This is a genomic window from Pseudoalteromonas luteoviolacea H33-S (assembly GCF_001625695.1).
Taxonomy (GTDB): Bacteria; Pseudomonadota; Gammaproteobacteria; order Enterobacterales; family Alteromonadaceae; genus Pseudoalteromonas; species Pseudoalteromonas luteoviolacea_B.
This window is the reverse complement of the sequence record NZ_AUXY01000080.1, coordinates 206,259-224,030: the sequence shown is the minus strand read 5'-3', so window position 1 is coordinate 224,030 and position 17,772 is coordinate 206,259. Positions and strand designations below refer to the sequence as shown.

15 protein-coding genes are annotated in these 17,772 nt (G+C 40.1%); 10 read left to right on the top strand and 5 right to left on the bottom strand.

Annotation, left to right across the window (positions count from 1 at the left end; translation table 11 throughout):
* Positions 1 to 385 precede the first annotated feature (385 nt).
* On the top strand, positions 386 to 1,546 hold the full coding sequence (locus N477_RS15750; protein WP_063363594.1) for a hypothetical protein: 1,161 nt from the start codon (positions 386 to 388) through the stop codon (positions 1,544 to 1,546).
* A gap of 63 nt (positions 1,547 to 1,609) precedes the next feature.
* Here N477_RS15750 and N477_RS15745 read toward each other — a convergent pair whose 3' ends face one another.
* The 3 genes from N477_RS15745 to N477_RS15735 form a co-directional block, all read right to left on the bottom strand.
* Entirely contained in the window at positions 1,610 to 3,028 is a 1,419-nt protein-coding gene (locus N477_RS15745; RefSeq protein ID WP_063363595.1) for an EAL domain-containing protein, read from the bottom strand.
* Between the two features lie 162 nt (positions 3,029 to 3,190).
* Entirely contained in the window at positions 3,191 to 3,622 is a 432-nt protein-coding gene (locus N477_RS15740) for a BLUF domain-containing protein (protein WP_063363596.1), read from the bottom strand.
* A gap of 110 nt (positions 3,623 to 3,732) precedes the next feature.
* On the bottom strand, positions 3,733 to 4,167 hold the full coding sequence (locus N477_RS15735; protein ID WP_063363597.1) for a hypothetical protein: 435 nt from the start codon (positions 4,165 to 4,167) through the stop codon (positions 3,733 to 3,735).
* A 311-nt stretch (positions 4,168 to 4,478) separates the two neighbouring features.
* Between N477_RS15735 and N477_RS15730 the strand changes: the two genes are divergently transcribed.
* From N477_RS15730 to N477_RS15695, 8 genes are all read left to right on the top strand, one after another.
* Positions 4,479 to 6,719 carry a response regulator gene (locus tag N477_RS15730; protein WP_063363598.1) on the top strand — a complete coding sequence of 747 codons (2,241 nt, stop codon included), beginning with the start codon at positions 4,479 to 4,481 and terminating at the stop codon, positions 6,717 to 6,719.
* A 153-nt stretch (positions 6,720 to 6,872) separates the two neighbouring features.
* Positions 6,873 to 7,382, top strand: coding sequence for a DUF2938 domain-containing protein (locus tag N477_RS15725; protein ID WP_231098153.1), 510 nt, complete (start codon positions 6,873 to 6,875; stop codon positions 7,380 to 7,382).
* An 89-nt stretch (positions 7,383 to 7,471) separates the two neighbouring features.
* The gene (locus tag N477_RS15720; protein WP_063363599.1) at positions 7,472 to 7,966 is read left to right on the top strand and encodes a cupin domain-containing protein; all 495 of its coding nucleotides are present in this window, start codon (positions 7,472 to 7,474) and stop codon (positions 7,964 to 7,966) included.
* 126 nt (positions 7,967 to 8,092) lie between these two features.
* Positions 8,093 to 9,112: a low-specificity L-threonine aldolase gene (gene ltaE, locus N477_RS15715; RefSeq protein ID WP_063363600.1), complete on the top strand. Its 1,020-nt coding sequence runs from the start codon at positions 8,093 to 8,095 to the stop codon at positions 9,110 to 9,112.
* A gap of 301 nt (positions 9,113 to 9,413) precedes the next feature.
* Positions 9,414 to 10,022, top strand: coding sequence for a hypothetical protein (locus N477_RS15710; protein ID WP_063363601.1), 609 nt, complete (start codon positions 9,414 to 9,416; stop codon positions 10,020 to 10,022).
* Positions 10,023 to 10,214: 192 nt separating this feature from the next.
* A complete protein-coding gene (locus N477_RS15705; protein WP_063363602.1) occupies positions 10,215 to 10,808 on the top strand; it encodes a hypothetical protein in 594 nt (197 codons plus the stop codon).
* A 198-nt stretch (positions 10,809 to 11,006) separates the two neighbouring features.
* Complete coding sequence (locus N477_RS15700; protein ID WP_063363603.1) at positions 11,007 to 11,702, top strand: aspartate/glutamate racemase family protein; 696 nt, start codon at positions 11,007 to 11,009, stop codon at positions 11,700 to 11,702.
* 141 nt (positions 11,703 to 11,843) lie between these two features.
* Positions 11,844 to 13,538 (top strand): hypothetical protein, encoded by a 1,695-nt coding sequence (locus N477_RS15695; protein WP_063363604.1) that lies wholly within the window; start codon positions 11,844 to 11,846, stop codon positions 13,536 to 13,538.
* 42 nt (positions 13,539 to 13,580) lie between these two features.
* Here the strand turns inward: N477_RS15695 and N477_RS15690 are convergent, their stop codons facing one another.
* Together N477_RS15690 and N477_RS15685 are read right to left on the bottom strand one after the other, a co-directional pair.
* The gene (locus tag N477_RS15690) at positions 13,581 to 13,772 is read right to left on the bottom strand and encodes a hypothetical protein (RefSeq protein WP_063363605.1); all 192 of its coding nucleotides are present in this window, start codon (positions 13,770 to 13,772) and stop codon (positions 13,581 to 13,583) included.
* A gap of 257 nt (positions 13,773 to 14,029) precedes the next feature.
* Positions 14,030 to 16,249, bottom strand: a complete 2,220-nt coding sequence (locus N477_RS15685) for a TonB-dependent receptor (protein ID WP_063363751.1) — start codon at positions 16,247 to 16,249, stop codon at positions 14,030 to 14,032.
* Positions 16,250 to 16,729: 480 nt separating this feature from the next.
* On the opposite strand from N477_RS15685, the gene N477_RS15680 reads away from it, so the two are divergent.
* Complete coding sequence (locus N477_RS15680) at positions 16,730 to 17,737, top strand: LacI family DNA-binding transcriptional regulator (RefSeq protein WP_063363606.1); 1,008 nt, start codon at positions 16,730 to 16,732, stop codon at positions 17,735 to 17,737.
* The last annotated feature ends 35 nt before the right edge of the window (positions 17,738 to 17,772 follow it).

The following is a 17,772-nucleotide window of genomic DNA, read 5'->3' as shown; positions in this document are numbered from 1 at the left end:
CACAGTTTTTATTACAGTCTCGAAAATGCATTTGGGTACTGTTGCTAATAGGTACGAGGTTTTTACTAGACTGCTATTTTTATTTGGTTCATAGATGTGAGTTTATATAAATTAATTTGATTTAATGATAATACCAAAACTAGCAATTATCCTGTTAATTTATTTGGCTGAACTAATGCTTTTTGTATCTAAAAAATAAAACGCCTTTTGGATTTACTGTACTTTTTTATCGTTAAATATTTCTTTTATTAGTCATTTTGGTAACTGTGCGTTATTTTTTTGTGTAAATAAGATATTCAGTCATGTATCATATTAAAAAAAACATAAAGTTACGTGGCTTTAAGGATTGTAAAGCATTAATAAAGTTATAGATGAGCTGTCTTTTTTGTCAGATGAACAGCATGACCCATTTTATATCGAGGGATATATTATTGGCTTGGGTCTAACGCCACAAACCGTATTACCCAGCTTATGGATCACAAAGCTTTTAGGTGAAGAAAACACCGATCTAACTTTACGCTATAGTGCTTTATTGCGGTTTTATCATGCTTGCATGGATAGGGTATTGCGTGGGGATTTTTCTTTACCTGAGGAGTGTAACCTCACAAAGGACAGGCTTGGGCAGGATCTACTCGCGGATAAGCCGTTGCCAAATTATTGTTCGGGTATGCTACAAGCGCTCAGTTTTATTGAAAACATTGCATTAAGTGATAAGCAAAGACACCAATTAGGTGAGCTAACTAAAAAACTCATGGGCTTTAAAAGCTACCTAAGCGCACAGAGTGTATTCAGTGCCTGTGATGATTTTGCTGACTCGGTTATATTTGCTTTTCAAAATTTAGAGTCTTGTATTAGTAAGACGGCTTATGAAATGCGCTTTTCCAAAGAATGCATAGCTGAAGCCGATGAATTAAGTACGCAGCCTAGTTTTGACCGCAACAAAATCGAGAGTCACCTTAATGATATTTTAAGTAGCGATAGTCCTTCAACACTTAAATTCATTCATGAATTGATCACTGTAATTGAACGTGAATTAATCACTGCTAGCTTTATCGAGCAATATGCGAGTGAATTAGAGTGCCTAGATGAAGTACAGCCTTATCTCATATTGAAAGCTAGAAAAGCACAGGTCCATTATAATTTAGATGACTTTGAATCTGCAAAAATTGAGCTTGAGACTCTACTTCAATTGGCACCAAGTGATTATTATAACAATCGCTACCAATTATGTAATTGTTATATCAGGCAAAAAGACTGGGAAGCCGTAAATCGAGTTTTATCTAAATTTGGCAAAGATGATTTCGCTGCTAGTGCTACGCGTCTATTATGTAACTATGCTCAACATGGTAATAACCCGGTTTCGATTGCTTTAAAGCAAGACACAAAAAGGTTATTTCCAGAAATCATAAATCTTGCGGTGAGTAGTACGCTTAGTGATAGCAGCCATGGTTCAGGTGCTTTTAAAGAATATATCAATAAAGGTGGTTTAAAGGCTTGGCGCTCTGTGGAGGGCAGCTTGTTTTGGCTTAAGGCAGATGAAAAATAAAGCCAGTATACGCTCATAACATGAGATGGCGACTGGCTTTGTTTTAGGACTTATTCTTGTAATTTACGCAGCGTCTTGTTCTTGTGATAAAAATTCGTTCATTGTGAGCGGAACAGATGCAAAATACCCTTGAATATACACATTCGGAAATCTTTTCATATATTCATATTGAAAGCGGTTTTCTACGCCTTCTACAATCACTGTTTTTCTACTTTCTTGAGCTGTTTTTATAATGGCATCTAGTCTTGGTGCTTGAGCTGTTTTGTCTTTTACATTAGCAATGAAGTTTTTATCAACTTTCACAGAGTTAAAATAGCGACTTGTTAATAGTTCATGGCTATTTTCCCCTTTACCAAAGTCATCTATTGCGAAACTAAAGCCAAGGTTCGACATTTTTCTTAATGTATTTAAAGCGTTTTGACCGAGTTTTAACTCACCGCTCTCATTCAGCTCAAATGTAATAAATGCTGCAATTGAAGGGGTATCTCTAATCACTGTTTTTAAATAATCTAGTAAGCTATCATCTTCTAAAAGTTGAGCCGAAATATTCATATGAATGGGCTTTAGCTTTTCATGGGCGTCTAATTTTATTTTGAGCATGGTATAGATTTGGTTGATGACAATTTTTGTAAGCTCACTGTGTAACTCAGGTTTGTCTTCAATCATTGGCATGAAAGCTTTAGGGCCTAAATTTTTAGTATTTCTCCAACGAACAAGTGCTTCGTAGCGTTTTGGCTGATCTATGTTTGTTGTTTTGAATATAGGTTGAAATACAAGGTAAAAGTCATCCGGATTAAAAGAAATACTGTTCATAAGCTTTAACAGCACATGTTTTCTGTACATTTCAGCTTGGTAAAGTTTCTCATTATGGAAAAAAGTGCCAGTTGGCGACTCCAGTGCGTACTTCATTGAAAAAGTCAATCTTCTTTGCACCTTATCTATACCATATAGCGAAGATTGCCCGGTTAGGCTCATTGACGAAATCGCGTAATCAATGGGGACTTGGGTGTTATTGACCCATACCTGTTTTGGCAGTTTTTCTAGGATCTCTTTTTGCTTTTCTTCAGCTTCTTGTTGATCTGAACCTGTATCATGGGTAACAAATGCCATCACCATAAAATCTGAGTCATGCAGTGCCAACGCAAAAGGTTGGCAAGATTTTCCAACTTCTTTGAATAGCTGCTGCAAAGTTTCTTGGTTACTTTCTATGGAGTCGAAGACTGGCGTTTTACCTAGCTTGATCAATGACACATGAAACTTAGAGAATTTTCTATCTACCTTCATCAGTTTTTGCATAAAAAATAGGTAGTTAGGTATGTCACTAGTGCCATGATACAAAACGGATTTGCTCAGTGCGTCTTTTGCTTTTTTGAGTTCATTTAAGACCTTTAAATCCTTCTTACGCAGCTGATTTGTTCTTGTGAGTGCAATAAGGCTCAGTACGGCAATGACGATTGCGATGCTTAAATATATATTGTCCATAAAAGATAAATAGTTGAGAAATGTGCATTACGAATTAAAAAACACAAAAATGGATGAAATATGTGTTTTTCCGGTGTTTGGCAACTTTTTACATTACAGTCAATTACACAAGGTCTGTTTTAACGTGATAAATTTGTGCTAAAACTGCAATATTTTAAGGCGTTAGCTGCCATAAGAACGCTTGATGTGCTCTTCTATTTCAAATTCGTGGTTGCGAAATGATTTCAGGAGCTTATAGCTCAAAGGTAGTCTGCGGTGGGGGCGAGACTCTCGCACCTTACGATATGACGGACTTTTGTCTAGGTCTATCAGCCCCATCGCCCATTTTCTAAAGTTGCGCTTTTCAATGGGGTTACAAATCAGTGCTTCTACTGCCGTGTGTCTTTTATCTTGTTTTATATGCTCAAATAGCTGTTCTACTTTTAGTTTTTCACCTTCAATGACCTGCATAAAATGATGTGTATCGTAAAGCAGCATACCAGAGATGCTTTTTAATTGATTCGCACAAGCGCATTGCCTTCTAAGAGACTCCAACTCTTGCTCGCTCAATGGAGTTGTAACAGTACTAATATAGATAAGCTCAATTAATTCCATAAGACGATTGAGTTTGTTGCGATATTTGAAAGATAGTCACAAACTGATAAATTCGCACTAAAAAAGGAGGTTTATTGCTTAAAAAATTGAGGGCGAACCCTCAATTTTATCTAAAGGCCTATTTTGTGTGAAACAGTGACTTCACACGGTGCAGAGTTTTGGCCAAATGCTGATTGTACGAATAGTTGATCACCAGGTTTTAGGTTAGATAATATTAACTTAGTAGTGTCATAGCGGCGTTTCGCAACTTGATCATCCCATACAGTTGAAGCGTCTTTATTTACATCATAATAGATGCGACAACCACCAGTTAATCCATCATTTGTTACCCAATCAAAATTGATGTTGTAGTTTGAAATGCTGTAATTAAACTTAGCGTTTCGGTTTTGTCCGTAACTATCTGTGATATCAATGTATGTCCATCTTGCTTGTGGTACACCCGGGCGAGGCTTTTCGGTTACACTAACACCTAAATTTGAGTCTGCGTAAGCAGTAGAGGCTGCTGAAAACGCAGCAATGACCAGCATAAGTTTTGTAAATTTCATTGTTAAATTTCCTTTTAGTTTTTATGTTTTTGGATGGTGAATATGATTTTATTAATTTACCCAAAAACAGAAGCTAGGCTAGCATGGATGTGTTTATTTTACATTAAATTAATTTTAACTTTTTATTTTCATTTTCAAGTGGGTATATTTGACGAAAACTGTAATCCAAGTGGATAAATGCGTTATCAGTTTCATGCATGAATAAAGCAGTAATTTATTGAAGTTTATAGTATTCCATCTTTACTTTAACAAGCCTTTCTCCTACTTTTTGAGTAGTAACAACTTCGACTAAATATAAAGGTGGGGCGTTAATGCTAGTGCTATCTACCCAGACAATATTATTGATGTGTGCTGTGGGGATTGTTGCCTCTGCGACTGCGCTGACCTTTTTATGGATGGCAAACCGAGATATCAAAGCAACCGTATTTTGGGCTGTCGGCCCATGGTTGCTTGTTGCTAATTTTGGTTTGTTTGCGGCGCAAAATGCCTTGCCTTATTTTTTTAAACACATAGCTTCCAATTTATGTGGCCAACTCTCTCTGATAATGATGCTAGTTGGCTTGTATTACGCTGTTGATAAACGACCGCCGTGGAAGAGGCTAGCCGTATATTTATGTAGTTTTCTTGTGTTGATAACGGTTTTCACTTTTTGGCACGATTCTTATACATACCGTTTAAAACTGGCTGTTTTCACAATTCTGTGCACATCTATTTGGATGGTTAAGGTGATGCTTGAGCATCGCAGGAATAGGTTTGAAGTATCTGGTGCATTGGTTGTTTTAGGGCTAGGTTGTTTAAACACCGCTGGGATATTTAGAATTAGTGCGCCAATTAGTGATGGTGCGATGAATATTTTGACGGACACTAGCGTTTATATACAGTTGTTTTTTATAACTATCATGGTGGCTCAATTAATATTTAATTTTGGCTTTGCGATTATGGTCGGTGAATTACATAACTTTGCAAACAAGCAGGCGCAGCAAGCGCTGCTAAATACAAATCATGAATTGGCGATAGCGAAAAAAAGAGCTGAAGAGGCATCTCGTCAGAAGTCTGAATTTTTAGCGAATATGAGCCATGAGATCCGTACACCAATGAATGGTGTAATAGGTATGTTGGACTTAATAGAAAAAGAGGGGCTTAGCGAAGTTCAACATAACTATGTAATCACAGCAAAGTCGAGCGCAGATTCATTAATGGTTGTGATCAATGATATTTTAGACTTTTCTAAGATAGAAGCTGGTCGACTAGAGATAGAAAAGGTCGAATTTGATGTGGTGACGCAAAGTGCTGCACTGGTGCAAACGCATGCACATGCGGCGCATAGTAAAGGCATCGAATTGGTTCTCGAGACCGAGCATGTCAATAATCGCTGGCTGGTTGGCGACCCTGTTAGGTTTAAACAAGTGCTGGGCAATTTGATCGGTAATGCTTTGAAGTTTACGAGTGAAGGTGAAGTCGTTGTTACGCTAAGAACTGAGCCAAAAGCTGAGCACGTTAGGTTGATAGGCGAAGTGACTGACACCGGCATAGGTATTGAACAAGAAAAGCAACAGAAGCTATTTCAGTCATTTTCACAGGTTGATGCGACTACAACCAGACGCTTTGGTGGCACAGGTCTTGGTTTAGCCATTGTTAAAACCTTATGTCAGCTAATGGGAGGAAATGTTTCAGTCCAAAGCAAACTAGGGGTGGGAAGCACATTTCATTTTGAAGTCCTGTTACAGCCGACTCCGCGTGAATCGACGCCACTGCCTGTGCAATTCAATTCAGTCATTATTGCTGAAAGTTGTGTTACGACTGCCAACATTATGAAAAGTATGATTAGCAAACAAGCAAAGTCGGTCGAAGTGGTAACGAGTTTTGAAGATCTAAAATTGAGTGTAAATGATGACACAGATCTTGTTGTGATCAGTCATTTAGTAGCGGGTAAAAAAGCAGAGCGCTGGCTGAAAAAGCTTAAAATTGATAGACCGATCACCGCTATCATTTTAACTTTACTCAATGATTTGAAAAGTAGTCAGCATTATCTAGACCTTGGGTTTGCACGTCGTGTCACTAAACCTTTTACACAAAATGACTATGAGCACTTTTTACAGTCTTTGAGCAAGGGGCAAGATAGTGTTCAAAGTATGGATGAGGCAATCAGTACTTTTGCGGGTGAATGGGTGTTGCTTGTTGAAGATAATCCAGTTAATCAGCTGGTTGCCCAAAAAATGCTGACCTCTTTGGGGCTTAAAGTGGAGATGGCAAATAATGGCCAAGAAGCAATTGATAAGCTATCAGAGAGTGAAAACCCATATCAATTGGTTTTGATGGATTGTCAGATGCCTTACATGGATGGTTTTGAAGCGACAAAACTGATTAGAGAAGGAGAGGCTGGCAAAAAATTTAGAGCAATCCCAGTTTTGGCATTAACGGCAAATGCGATGAAAGGAGACAGAGAGGCCTGTATTGAGGCCGGTATGAATGACTATATTACCAAACCCATATTGCTTGAAGATTTAACTCAGTCATTGTCTCAGTTTCTCTCTCATGAAAAGGCACTTTGAATTATATTTTCACTTCTTTCAATCTATTTTCTTAACAACCTACAGCTGTTTTTATTTCTCATTATTTTTCTATTTTCCCTCTTGACCTCAAGTCGACTTTAAGTGGCATAGTTTTCCAATCATTTTGATTTTTGTGTTTATTTGGAGGTACATATGTACATGGGAGAAAGTGCACTTCATCTTATTGGTTTGTCGTTATTTTTGGGAGTTGGCGCGACTTTATTTATGGATATTTGGAGCGTGTTTGTAAAGCGTGTTTTTAACGTGCAACCATTAAATTATGCATTGGTAGGGCGGTGGCTGGGGCACTTGTTACACGGACAATTGGTACATGGGAGTATAGTAAAAGCTGCGACAAAGCAACATGAAAGCGTAATTGGATGGGCCGCACATTATGTAATTGGTGTTTTTTTTGCGTTTATCTTCATTTTATCTTCGTTGTGGATACACGTGTCACTGCTCAGCTCTGTAGGCGCCATTGTGTTTGGGGCACTCACTGTTATTTTTCCATATTTTATCATGCAGCCTTGCTTTGGCATGGGGATCGCGGCAAGTAAAACGCCACAGCCAAGTAGCGTGCGTCTGAAAAGCCTTATGGCTCATGTGTCATTTGGTGTTGGTTTAAGCCTCTCATTATTTTTTATCACCGTGATTTATCAATAGTGGTTAAGCGGTGCTTATTGAACACATATTAAAGCTGCTTAGAGATATTTATTTGTTTTAAATACGTTTTTAGTAAAAAGGATTACATAATGAAAAAAGAAAAAAATCACATTATCGTAAATTACCCTCATAGCGGACGTTATCTTGCGTCTGCGGGTAATTTGTATCGGATAATGATTGATGCAGAGCAAACTGAGGGACAGTTTTCTCTAATTGAGTCGCTGATACAGCCGGGACAAGGCGGCCCATTTCATACGCACGCCAATGAACAGGAATCATTTTTAGTGATTAATGGGACTTTAACTATATTTGACGCCGAGCAAAGTTATCAAGCAACGCCTGGTACATTTGTTTTATGCCCGGCAGGCACGACACGGGGTTTTAGAAATGATACCGAGGAGGAAGTAAAAGTATTGATCTTATACACCCCTGCTGGCATTGAAAAAATGATAAAGATTGAAGGGGAAGAGTTGGAGCAGGTTGATGATTATCAGGCGAATAGAGAAGGGCCACTTTCCTGCCCAGTTCTTAATCAAGAATTTGGTATTGTAGAAGACAAGCAGCCACTTCCAAGTCCAATGTAAACGATACAGGTTACATGGCTTTACTTATTGGACAGTTAGGTCTTTTTGCGATTTATTTGTCAGCTTAGCGTGGTATATTCGTCATTGAATATATCACAAAACTTAGACCCTAATTAAGGAAGCTGCATGATTGATCTTCGCTCAGATACAGTGACACAGCCTTGTAAAGATATGAGGCGATTAATGAGTAATGCCATGGTTGGTGATGATGTATATGGTGATGATCCAACGGTGAATGAGTTGGAACAATATAGCTGTGTCAAACATGGTTTTGAAGCATCTTTATTTGTAAGCTCTGGAACGCAGGCGAATTTATTGGCAATTCTTGCGCATTGTGACCGAGGTGATGAATATGTGTGCGGCCAAAATGCACACAACTATAAATATGAAGCGGGTGGGGCTGCTGTACTTGGCTCAGTGCAGCCGCAACCTATTGAGAATTTGCCGGATGGGAGTATTTGCTTAGATAAAGTGGTTGCTGCAATCAAACCAGATAATTTTCACTTTGCGAAGACAAAAATGCTGAGTTTGGAAAACACCATAGGCGGCAAAATCTTAAGCCTTGATTACTTAAAAAAAGCCAGAACATTAACGAAAAAGTATGCGTTAAAGCTGCATTTAGATGGTGCCAGAGTGTATAACGCAGCAGTTGCATTAGATGTTGATGTGAAAGAGATCAGTCAGCACTTTGATTCCATGACAGTATGCTTGTCAAAAGGGCTGGGAGCACCTGTTGGTTCATTATTAATGGGCGATAATGAGTTTATCGAAAAAGCGAGGCGTTTGAGAAAAATGCTAGGCGGAGGGATGCGCCAAGCAGGGATTTTGGCTGCAGCGGGGATCTATGCGCTTAAAAATAATGTAGATAGATTAGCTGAGGACCATGAAAATGCGCGATATTTAGCAAAGCGTATTAACGAACTCCCCGGCTTTGATAGCACGGGGTATGAAGTGCAAACTAACCTCGTATTTTTAGATGTAGACAGTAGTGTGGATATGCAGGCGTTTACTGAGATGATGTTCAGTAAAGGAATTAATATTACCCCGGGCTATCAAGGAATGCGCTTTGTGACTCACTCTGGTATAAGTAAAGATAAAATAGACGTTTTTATTGATGCAGCAAAAACCTACCTACGGGCAAACTAATCAACAGTATTAGAGGCTGTGAGGCTGCGTATATTCAAGTGTCATTAATAGCCTTATCAAGTAAATTGATAAGGCTTTTTATTCTTAAATATCGATAACCATATGATACTTATAATTAAGTTTTAGAGTTCAGTGTGTTGTTAGACTTTTATCTCCTCATTGCTATGTAAATAAATGTAAATACAGTGTCTGAAAAATACCAATCTTTGTCTGAATATTGATGTGCTTTACAACAGTTTAAAACGGCTTTTCGGTATGCGCTTAATTAAAATTTCCATATTGTTTTATGGAGGCATACATAATGAAAAAGGCATTTATTTTGTCAGCACTGGCGGCTTTGAGTCTTAATGTTCACGCGACAGATTTAAGTAAAACGTACCTAGAAATCGGATACTCAAAGTCAGATTTTAAAGAAGAAAAATACTTTGATAAAACTGACTACGACTTAGTGGGCCATCAGCTGAGTTTAAGCTATGAGTTTGAAAACGGTATATATGCAGGACTACATACTAAAAGACACCGAGAAACATTTCTAGTTGACTTGTTTGACCAAGACGTAGAGCTTGATGAAAACCTAGTTGAACTGGGTTACGTTGCGCACGAAGCTCAAAGCGGTCGCTTCTCTATAGGTGCTTTTATTGGTGCTTTAGACTTGAGTGTTGAAGACAACAGCAATGATGCCGATCTGTATCGTGTTTATACTGAGTATGACCACTGTTTTAACCAGTATTTTTCTGCTTTTGCCAAGCTTGGTTATGAGTCTGTCGATGGTGAAGGCGCAAGCAGTGAAAATGGTCTCTGGACAGAAGTAGGTATTAGAGCACACTGGGGGTCATCAAGCTTATCATGGGAGTTTTCTCAGGGTGAAGTTGTTGAGCAAGTCGCTTTTGTCTACCGTTATTCTTTCTAATTAATAAAATGATTCTCTCTGGGACTGGTGTAAAAAGCTGGTCCATTTCCTGTTCTAACCACTTCGATACTCGTCGTCAATCCGTGAAGGCGTTCAATTTTATAGCTTGATAATGATTGAGACATTTTGATACAGACCCGTTGCTTTATCTCCTATACCATTTTTGCAAGCGTAAAATGAAGGAGTAAAGCAATGAAAAGTAGGCTATTTATAATTGTATTGTCAGTTGTTGGATTAAATGTACAAGCGGCTGAACTCAACAAGACATTCATAGAGTTTGGCTACACACAAAGTGACTTTGGAGATAAATCGAAAGTAGAACCTGATGGGATCCAGTTGGGTTTTGGCTATGAATTTGAGAATGGTATATACACAAGTCTCACAGTAAAACGCCAAGGAGATACTTTAGAAGGGGACGTCAGTAAGTTTGATCTTGACCTAGACGAGAACTTATTTGAGCTTGGCTATATTGCCTATGAAACAAACAAGGGTAGGTTCTCGTTCGGTGCAGGTATCGGAGAAATGGATTGGGATATGCGCCATAGGAAATTAGAAGGTGATTTTTATCGCCTTTTTACTGAGTATGAGCACCGCTTTAATCAACATTTTTCTGGATACGCCCGTTTAGGATATGAGTACTTCGACCCTAAAGGTGCAAAAAATAATGACGGTGCATGGGCTGAACTTGGTGTGCAAGCACATTATGGCGATTCAAGTGTTGTGCTGAGCTATTTTGATAGTGCGGATATTGATCAACTGGGTGTTACATATCGCTACTCTTTTTAGTAAAGCTTTTCAGCGCTGAAGCCGTGATTAATGAATGCGGCTTTTTGGTATGACTAAGGTCGCTATAAAACTCTGAACATAGAGTGACGTTTTTTTATTCATAGTTGAAATGTTTGTCATCCAATGTATACATATGGCACTAGTATTTTTAATGTGCTTTTCTAAGTACGCAATATGCCATATGCAGAAGGATAAAACATGAAAACAATTGGTTTACTGGGTGGTATGAGCTGGGAGTCAACAGCTAACTATTATAAGTATATTAATCAAGGTGTTAAATCAATTTTGGGAGGTTTGCACTCGGCTAAGATTGTGATGAAAAGCATTGACTTTGCCCCTATCGCAGAGCTGCAGCAAGCTAATGAGTGGAGCGTGATGGCTGACACGCTCACCCAAGATGCCCAAGACATTGAACGTGCAGGGGCTGATTTCATCCTCATCTGCACAAACACAATGCATTTAATTTTTGATGAAGTACAGTCTGGGCTCGGCATTCCTCTCATCCATATCGCGGACCCAACTGGAGAACAATTAAAACAAGATGGAAAGCGCAAGATTGGGCTGCTCGGCACGCAATTTACTATGTCTGAGCCATTTTATAAGGACAGGCTTAAAAATATATTTGATATTGATGTAATTGTGCCTGGCAAGGGTGACCAACAAGTGGTTCACGATATAATTTATAACGAACTGTGCTTAGGTGACATTAAGCCAGAATCTAAACGAGTGTATTTAGACGTTATTGCAAAACTTCAGTCACAAGGGGCTGAGGCAATCATCTTGGGATGTACAGAAATTGCCTTGCTTGTTAACGAAAATGATACAGAGATCCCACTCTATGATACGGCTATATTGCATGCAAGTAGTGCCGTCTCTGCTTCACTAACATCATGAATATATTTGCTTTATATAAATTCACCGTGCGATATGGAATGTTTTATATTCCTCTATTGATTTTAATTAATATAAAATTCAAAAATTAGAGCTTTTATTTTAATTTTGTGTAAAAATTTACTCGTTTTAAAAGGAGTAATTATGGAATTAAAATATCTTTCATGTGTTGTGGCAGCTATGGTCACGAGTTCTTCAGCGTTGGCATTTACTCAATTGGGTGGTGCTGGCGTGATGCCAATTGGTCATGAATGGCTAACACGCACCTCTGCATTAGAGCTGATGGGGCAAGATACGCGAGTCAGCGATAGCCAAGATCCAAGGTTAAATTGGCATAATGGCTTAGCGAAATCTATTGATCTAAACGTAGCACAACACGAAGTTGAAAGGATCTTATCTAACACAAACGATGACGGGACTTATTGGTCTGGTTATGATGCTATCTTCGCAGCCATTGTGGGTGAAAGATGGGTTGATATTGCCGGTTTTAATGTCACGAATGCCAGCGCTGATCCGACAGGACCAAACTGCTTTAATGCCGTCGCGCAAGAGCCTGCAGATTTGCAGCAAGACCATTTTATGCGCCGTTATGACGACATTGGTGGGATTGGTGGAGTAAACGCAGCAAAACGCGCGCAAATCCGGTTTATAAATCATTTTGTTAATGCTGCTACTGCCGAGTCTAAAAATATCAAGGTATGGGATGGCGGCGGTTATGCCAAAGCGGTTGAAGTTGACCACAATTACTTTTTATTCGGTCGGGCTGTTCATTTGTTTCAAGACTCATTCAGTCCTGAGCATACGGTACGTTTAGCGGTTGATAATTATGAAAAAATTTGGCAAGTCAAAGCATACCTCTGCTCTGAAGGGGCTGAACAGCATACTCATGATACAAAAGAAGCAATTAACTACCAAAGCGGTGATGTAATCTGGAAGCCTGAGTCAAGAGGGCAGAGCGGCTGGCAAGCCTATAAACCAAGCAATATAAAGCCGGTTGCCTTGGTGTCTTTAGAAGCCAGTAAAGATCTATGGGCGGCTTTTATCCGCACTATGGTCTTACCGCATGAAGAGCGCAAAGCAAAAGCTCAGTTGGAGGCGCAGCAGCTGGTGGATAATTGGTTATCATTTAATGAGCAAGCCATGCTTAATTGGTATGATGATGAAGCAAAGCGCGACCATACTTATGTATTGGCACCTGGCGAGCAGGGCAATGGAAAATCTTTAGTCGACTGTATGACTGAGCTTAAAGTAGGCACCACAGATCAGCTGGCCCGCGTCGCACAACTCGAAGAAGAACGTAGGCAATGTTTGTATAATATAGAAGCTGAAGCGGGTTACAGTGATGTCAACGATCCATTGATTAATATGCCATATAATTGGAAGTGGAAATCTTTAACATGGAAAACGCCACCAGCGGATTGGCAGCCAAATCAGCTTGACGCAGATACTGGTGAGGTTGTTCATATCCATAATGCCAGTAACGGTAAAGCCATCGGTTCTCAAAGCGGTGAAGTGAAAAATGCGCTTTTATACGTTGAGCAGGCAACGCCAATCGACTTTATTTTGGTCAAAGGGGAAGGGGATGAGTCTTATTTTAGGACAAAGCAAAATGCAGAGTTGTTTTTAAGTTATAAAAACAACTTTGCCGGTGATGCTAAGCTTTGGACATCCCCTGACAAAGCCTCTTTTAAAATTGAAACGTATGGCACCCGCGTAAATTTGAAGAATGATTTTTGGCAGCAATATGTCTGGGCCTATATTGAGTCTGGTCAAGTGCATTTATCTCGTAAGGGAAATGCAAGCAATGAAAATGCGCAGTGGTTGTTAGTTAAGCAATAATTTTAGTAAGCCCAAAGCAGTGATTAAGCTTTGGGCATTTAATTAATAGTAGAGAAATGAATCACAGTGGCACTGTGGATCTTCTTTGAGTAAATCAGCATGTAAATCTATCTTCCTTTGACTTCGCTCATCCCAAACCGTCACGACTTGATTACGTCTATCGACAATTAAAACTTCAACAGGGTGATCTTGATATTCTAACCATTCACCTTTTTGTATGTCTTCAATATTCATTAATTTCACTCCAGCACTTGCGAAGCATAGTATTGAGCATCTTTATAATATTGCTAACAAGTGAACATCATTAAAATTTGCAAAGAGTATTACTTACCACTTTGTTACAAGATGAATGAATGCATTATGTAAAAAAGCGCATTAAGTACGTTTAAGTGTAGTTAGTAGAAAGAAAAAAGCCCAACATAAAGGTGATCCTCGTTGGGCTTTGGTCGTTAGTTTTCTGTGTGTCCACTCAACATGGGCAAAATTTGGGATTAGAAGTTATAGGCAACGCTGAGCTTTATGCTGCGAGGCAAAATATAACGTCCATTAGCTGCAGCTGGGTTACGCGGATCACCTTCAGTTAGGCCTTGTTCATCAGTTAAGTTATCGATGGCAACTTGCACCTGTACTTGCTCCATTGGCTCAAGTGTCAAACCTATGTCAAACTTTTCATAGCCATCTAACACAGCACTTGGCGTGTTTTGAATGTCGCTGTAACGTGAGTCCACTGCTGAGATAGTGCCGTAAACTGTCGCGAACATATCGCCAAGTTCAAATTCATAACTTGGTGTAATACGCAATTGCCAATCAGGGATACGTTGTGACTTGTTGCCCGTCAGTGTGGCATCTGGGCTTTGTGCGACTTCACTGTTTTGCAAGGTACCATTCAAGTTGACGCTGAAGCCTGATTCATGGTTGTAGTTAAAATCTATTTCAATACCATGTGCTTCAGTGGTAAAGCGTTGTGCAGGCAGATCAGGACGAATAGAGAACGACTCGCCCTTCACTTCATTTGCAAAAAGCGTTGCGAAGAAGTCCATATTTTCACCCATGAACTTGTAGCCGACTTCACTTTGTGCCACTTCTTTTATCAGCTCATCGCCTGCAGAATAATCATCAAAGTTGTCTCTGAAATCGTCAAAGTAAGGCATTTTAAAGCCTTTGTTGAAACGCACAAAAACGCCACTTTGATCATCTAATTTGTAATCAGTACCGACAGTCCATGATGTTTTGCGTGCGCTGTAGTCAACCGATTTAGTGATCACGCCGTCAAGACCTTCATCAACGGTATAATCTACTTGGTGGCGTTCATTACGAAGGCCTAAATCAAAAGTTAAGCTATCAGTGGCTGCGTAACTATGGGTCGTATAAAAGGCAAGGGTCGTTGCATCGCCATTGCTGTTAATGTCGTAGTTAAAACCACACCCTTCAAATGAATCGTTACATGCAATGCCTGTCAGCATTTCACCGCCTTGTTCTAAAACATGGTATGCGGTATTGCCTAGGCTCCACCAATCTTTGGCTGAGGTCGTTGCTGTGTAAATACCAAAGGCACTGCTAATGACGCCAAAATCTTTGCTCAGTGCTAAGTCATTGGTAAAGGCTTCAATATCTTTGAGTACCACCCAACGGCCATAGTCCTGAACACGCGTGTCGGCGCCATATTCTTTACCTGTTGCAACACCCGTGGCGCTTACGCCATTGTCAGCAACTTCTGATAAATTCATGGCATTACCAGCAGGGACAAGACCATAAGTATTTGCTTTACCCTGGGTTAAACTAAAGCGGTCGATAAAATGCCAGTCATTACCAAGCTCAAGGGAAATACTACCGCCTGAGACATGACCGTCCCAGCCTCGACCTTCGGCTAAATCAATATCAACTTGGCCGTTTCCTGCAGAAACAGTAGCTTGACGATTTAATGTGCCTAGCTGCGTATATTCAGCATCAATCCCAGCTTCATTGAGTGGTGTAGGAAGATACCAAGCACCTGTGTCATCAGTTTGGCGAGTGTAGACGTTGATTTCACCATTCTCTAATTCTTTGGTAAGTTTAATGGTAAATTGGTGGCCTTTTTCAGAAGTGAAGCCCGCGTCGCGGATCCCTGATGAGCGTTTGATGTAGCCGCCCACCATGTAGTATAAGTCTTCGCTGACTTCGCCACTTAAGACGCCATCGATACGCTGCAGGCCATAATCTGAAGTGGTGTATTTGAAGGTGCCTTCAGTGTCTGCTTGACCACGCTTAAGTCGGAAGTTAGTGGTTAATCCCGGTTGTCCGTTAGACAATACTGGGTTTGGTCCGCCTCTAAGCCCTTCCATCATTGAGATGGTTTCATCAAGGCGGAAAATAGACGAGTTTTCCAAAAATGACAGCGTTGGAGCTGGGTAAACCGGTGAACCATCAAGGCTGACTGTTAAAAATGGAGCGTCTCCACTTGAAGTGAATCCTCGAACATTGATGTTAGCACCAGACTCACCACCAGAGCTTTCTACCCAAACACCTGGGATGGCTTTGAACAAATCAGCTGTACTTTTTGGAGCGAGTCGCTCAATGAGAGATTCATCAACATTAGTAACGGCATATGCGGCATCTACTTTACGGATCCCCATACCACCTGGTGTACCAGAAATAACAATGGTCTCGACCTTGTCTTTGGCTTTATTTTGTTGCTCAGCGTTGGCTACATTTGAATATGTAATTGCGGCCATAACCGCTGCTGCAAGTGCAGAATACTTCTTGCCTAAGTTCACAGGAGCTGCTCCCTTGGTTGTGTCATATGTGTTGTCATAATGGCCGACTTGCGCGCCGGCATCGCTTTTCGCCACAAAACTGAACTAAGTTATTTTGTAATTCAGCGTATTTTTAATTGGTTTGCACTGGGCGTTATTCTAAAATAGAACTTTATGCAAACGTTTGCAATAGGGTGTTGCGATATTTTTTTACCTTGGGTTTACCTTATGCCGCATGTGCATGCTTTTTTATAACTTAGGAGCTATACATGGAGATAACAAAAACAAAGGGTTAATAAAGAAACACCTTTAAACGAAAATAACTGAGGCGACCAGCCTTTCTTTGTGGATGAATGCGCTTGGTTAGTTTAATCTAATGGCTTGAACAGTATTGTGGGTATCAGCCCATAAAGTCATGCCAAAGCATTGTAAAATGCGCTTTGATGTAGTGGATGGGCTATGCAACAAAAAAAACTAAAACTGGCAGATCTGGCTAAGTTGGCTGGTGTTTCAACGTCGACAGCGTCACGGGCCCTGAATGATAATCCTTTAATTAAGTTAGAAACACGTGAGCGCATTCAGCAGCTCGCAAAAGAGCATAACTTTAGTTTAAATGCCGCAGCGAGCCGGCTCCGATTGCAAAAAACCAAAGTTATCGCGGTGTTGATTAATCTTGATTCAGAAACAGAGCAGTCCATTGATGACCCGTTTTTACTCAAAGTGGTGAGTGATATTAATTTGGCGGTTAATCGTCAAGGGTACGAGCTGTTATTGTCTAACTCATTTATGGCTGGAGAAGATTGGCACGGATACTTTATCGACGGACGCCGAGCAGACGGAGTCATTGTGGTCGGTCAAGGCAAGCAGCAGGCGTTAATTGAGGCCGCATCTAAAGCGGGTATGCCATTGGTTGTGTGGGGCGACCCAAAAACCAAGGCGGATTATGTCATTGTGGGCAGTGATAACTTCCTTGGTGGAAAGATTGCAGCGGAACATTTGATGTCAAAAGGATGCAAAGCGCCTTTGTTTTTAGGTGAGCCTGAGCATGCTGAATTGGGTGAGCGATATAGCGGTTTTTGTACTGCAATCAAGAGTGCGGGTCTAACAGAGCAAAGCCAGCTATTGAAAATAGATATTACCAGCCAAGCAGCTTATGAGGCGATAAATCACAAGTTACGTAACGATGGCCTTGATTTTGATGGTATTTTTGCTTGTAGTGATATGGTCGCATTAGGTGCGATGAAAGCACTAAAAGAACGGTACGTGAGTATTCCCAATGATGTACACGTCGTTGGGTTTGATGATATTGCAATGGCTGATATTAGTTTTCCGTCACTGACAACGGTTAGACAGGATACCAAGCAAGCCGGTGAGCTCTTGGTGAGCAAGTTACTTGCTCAGTTAGACGGTGAGCAGGTTGCTTCTAGTCAACTGGAAATCACATTGATTGAACGCCAATCTAGCTAGTGTATTGGTGTCAATCAAGTGTGAAAATCTAGATA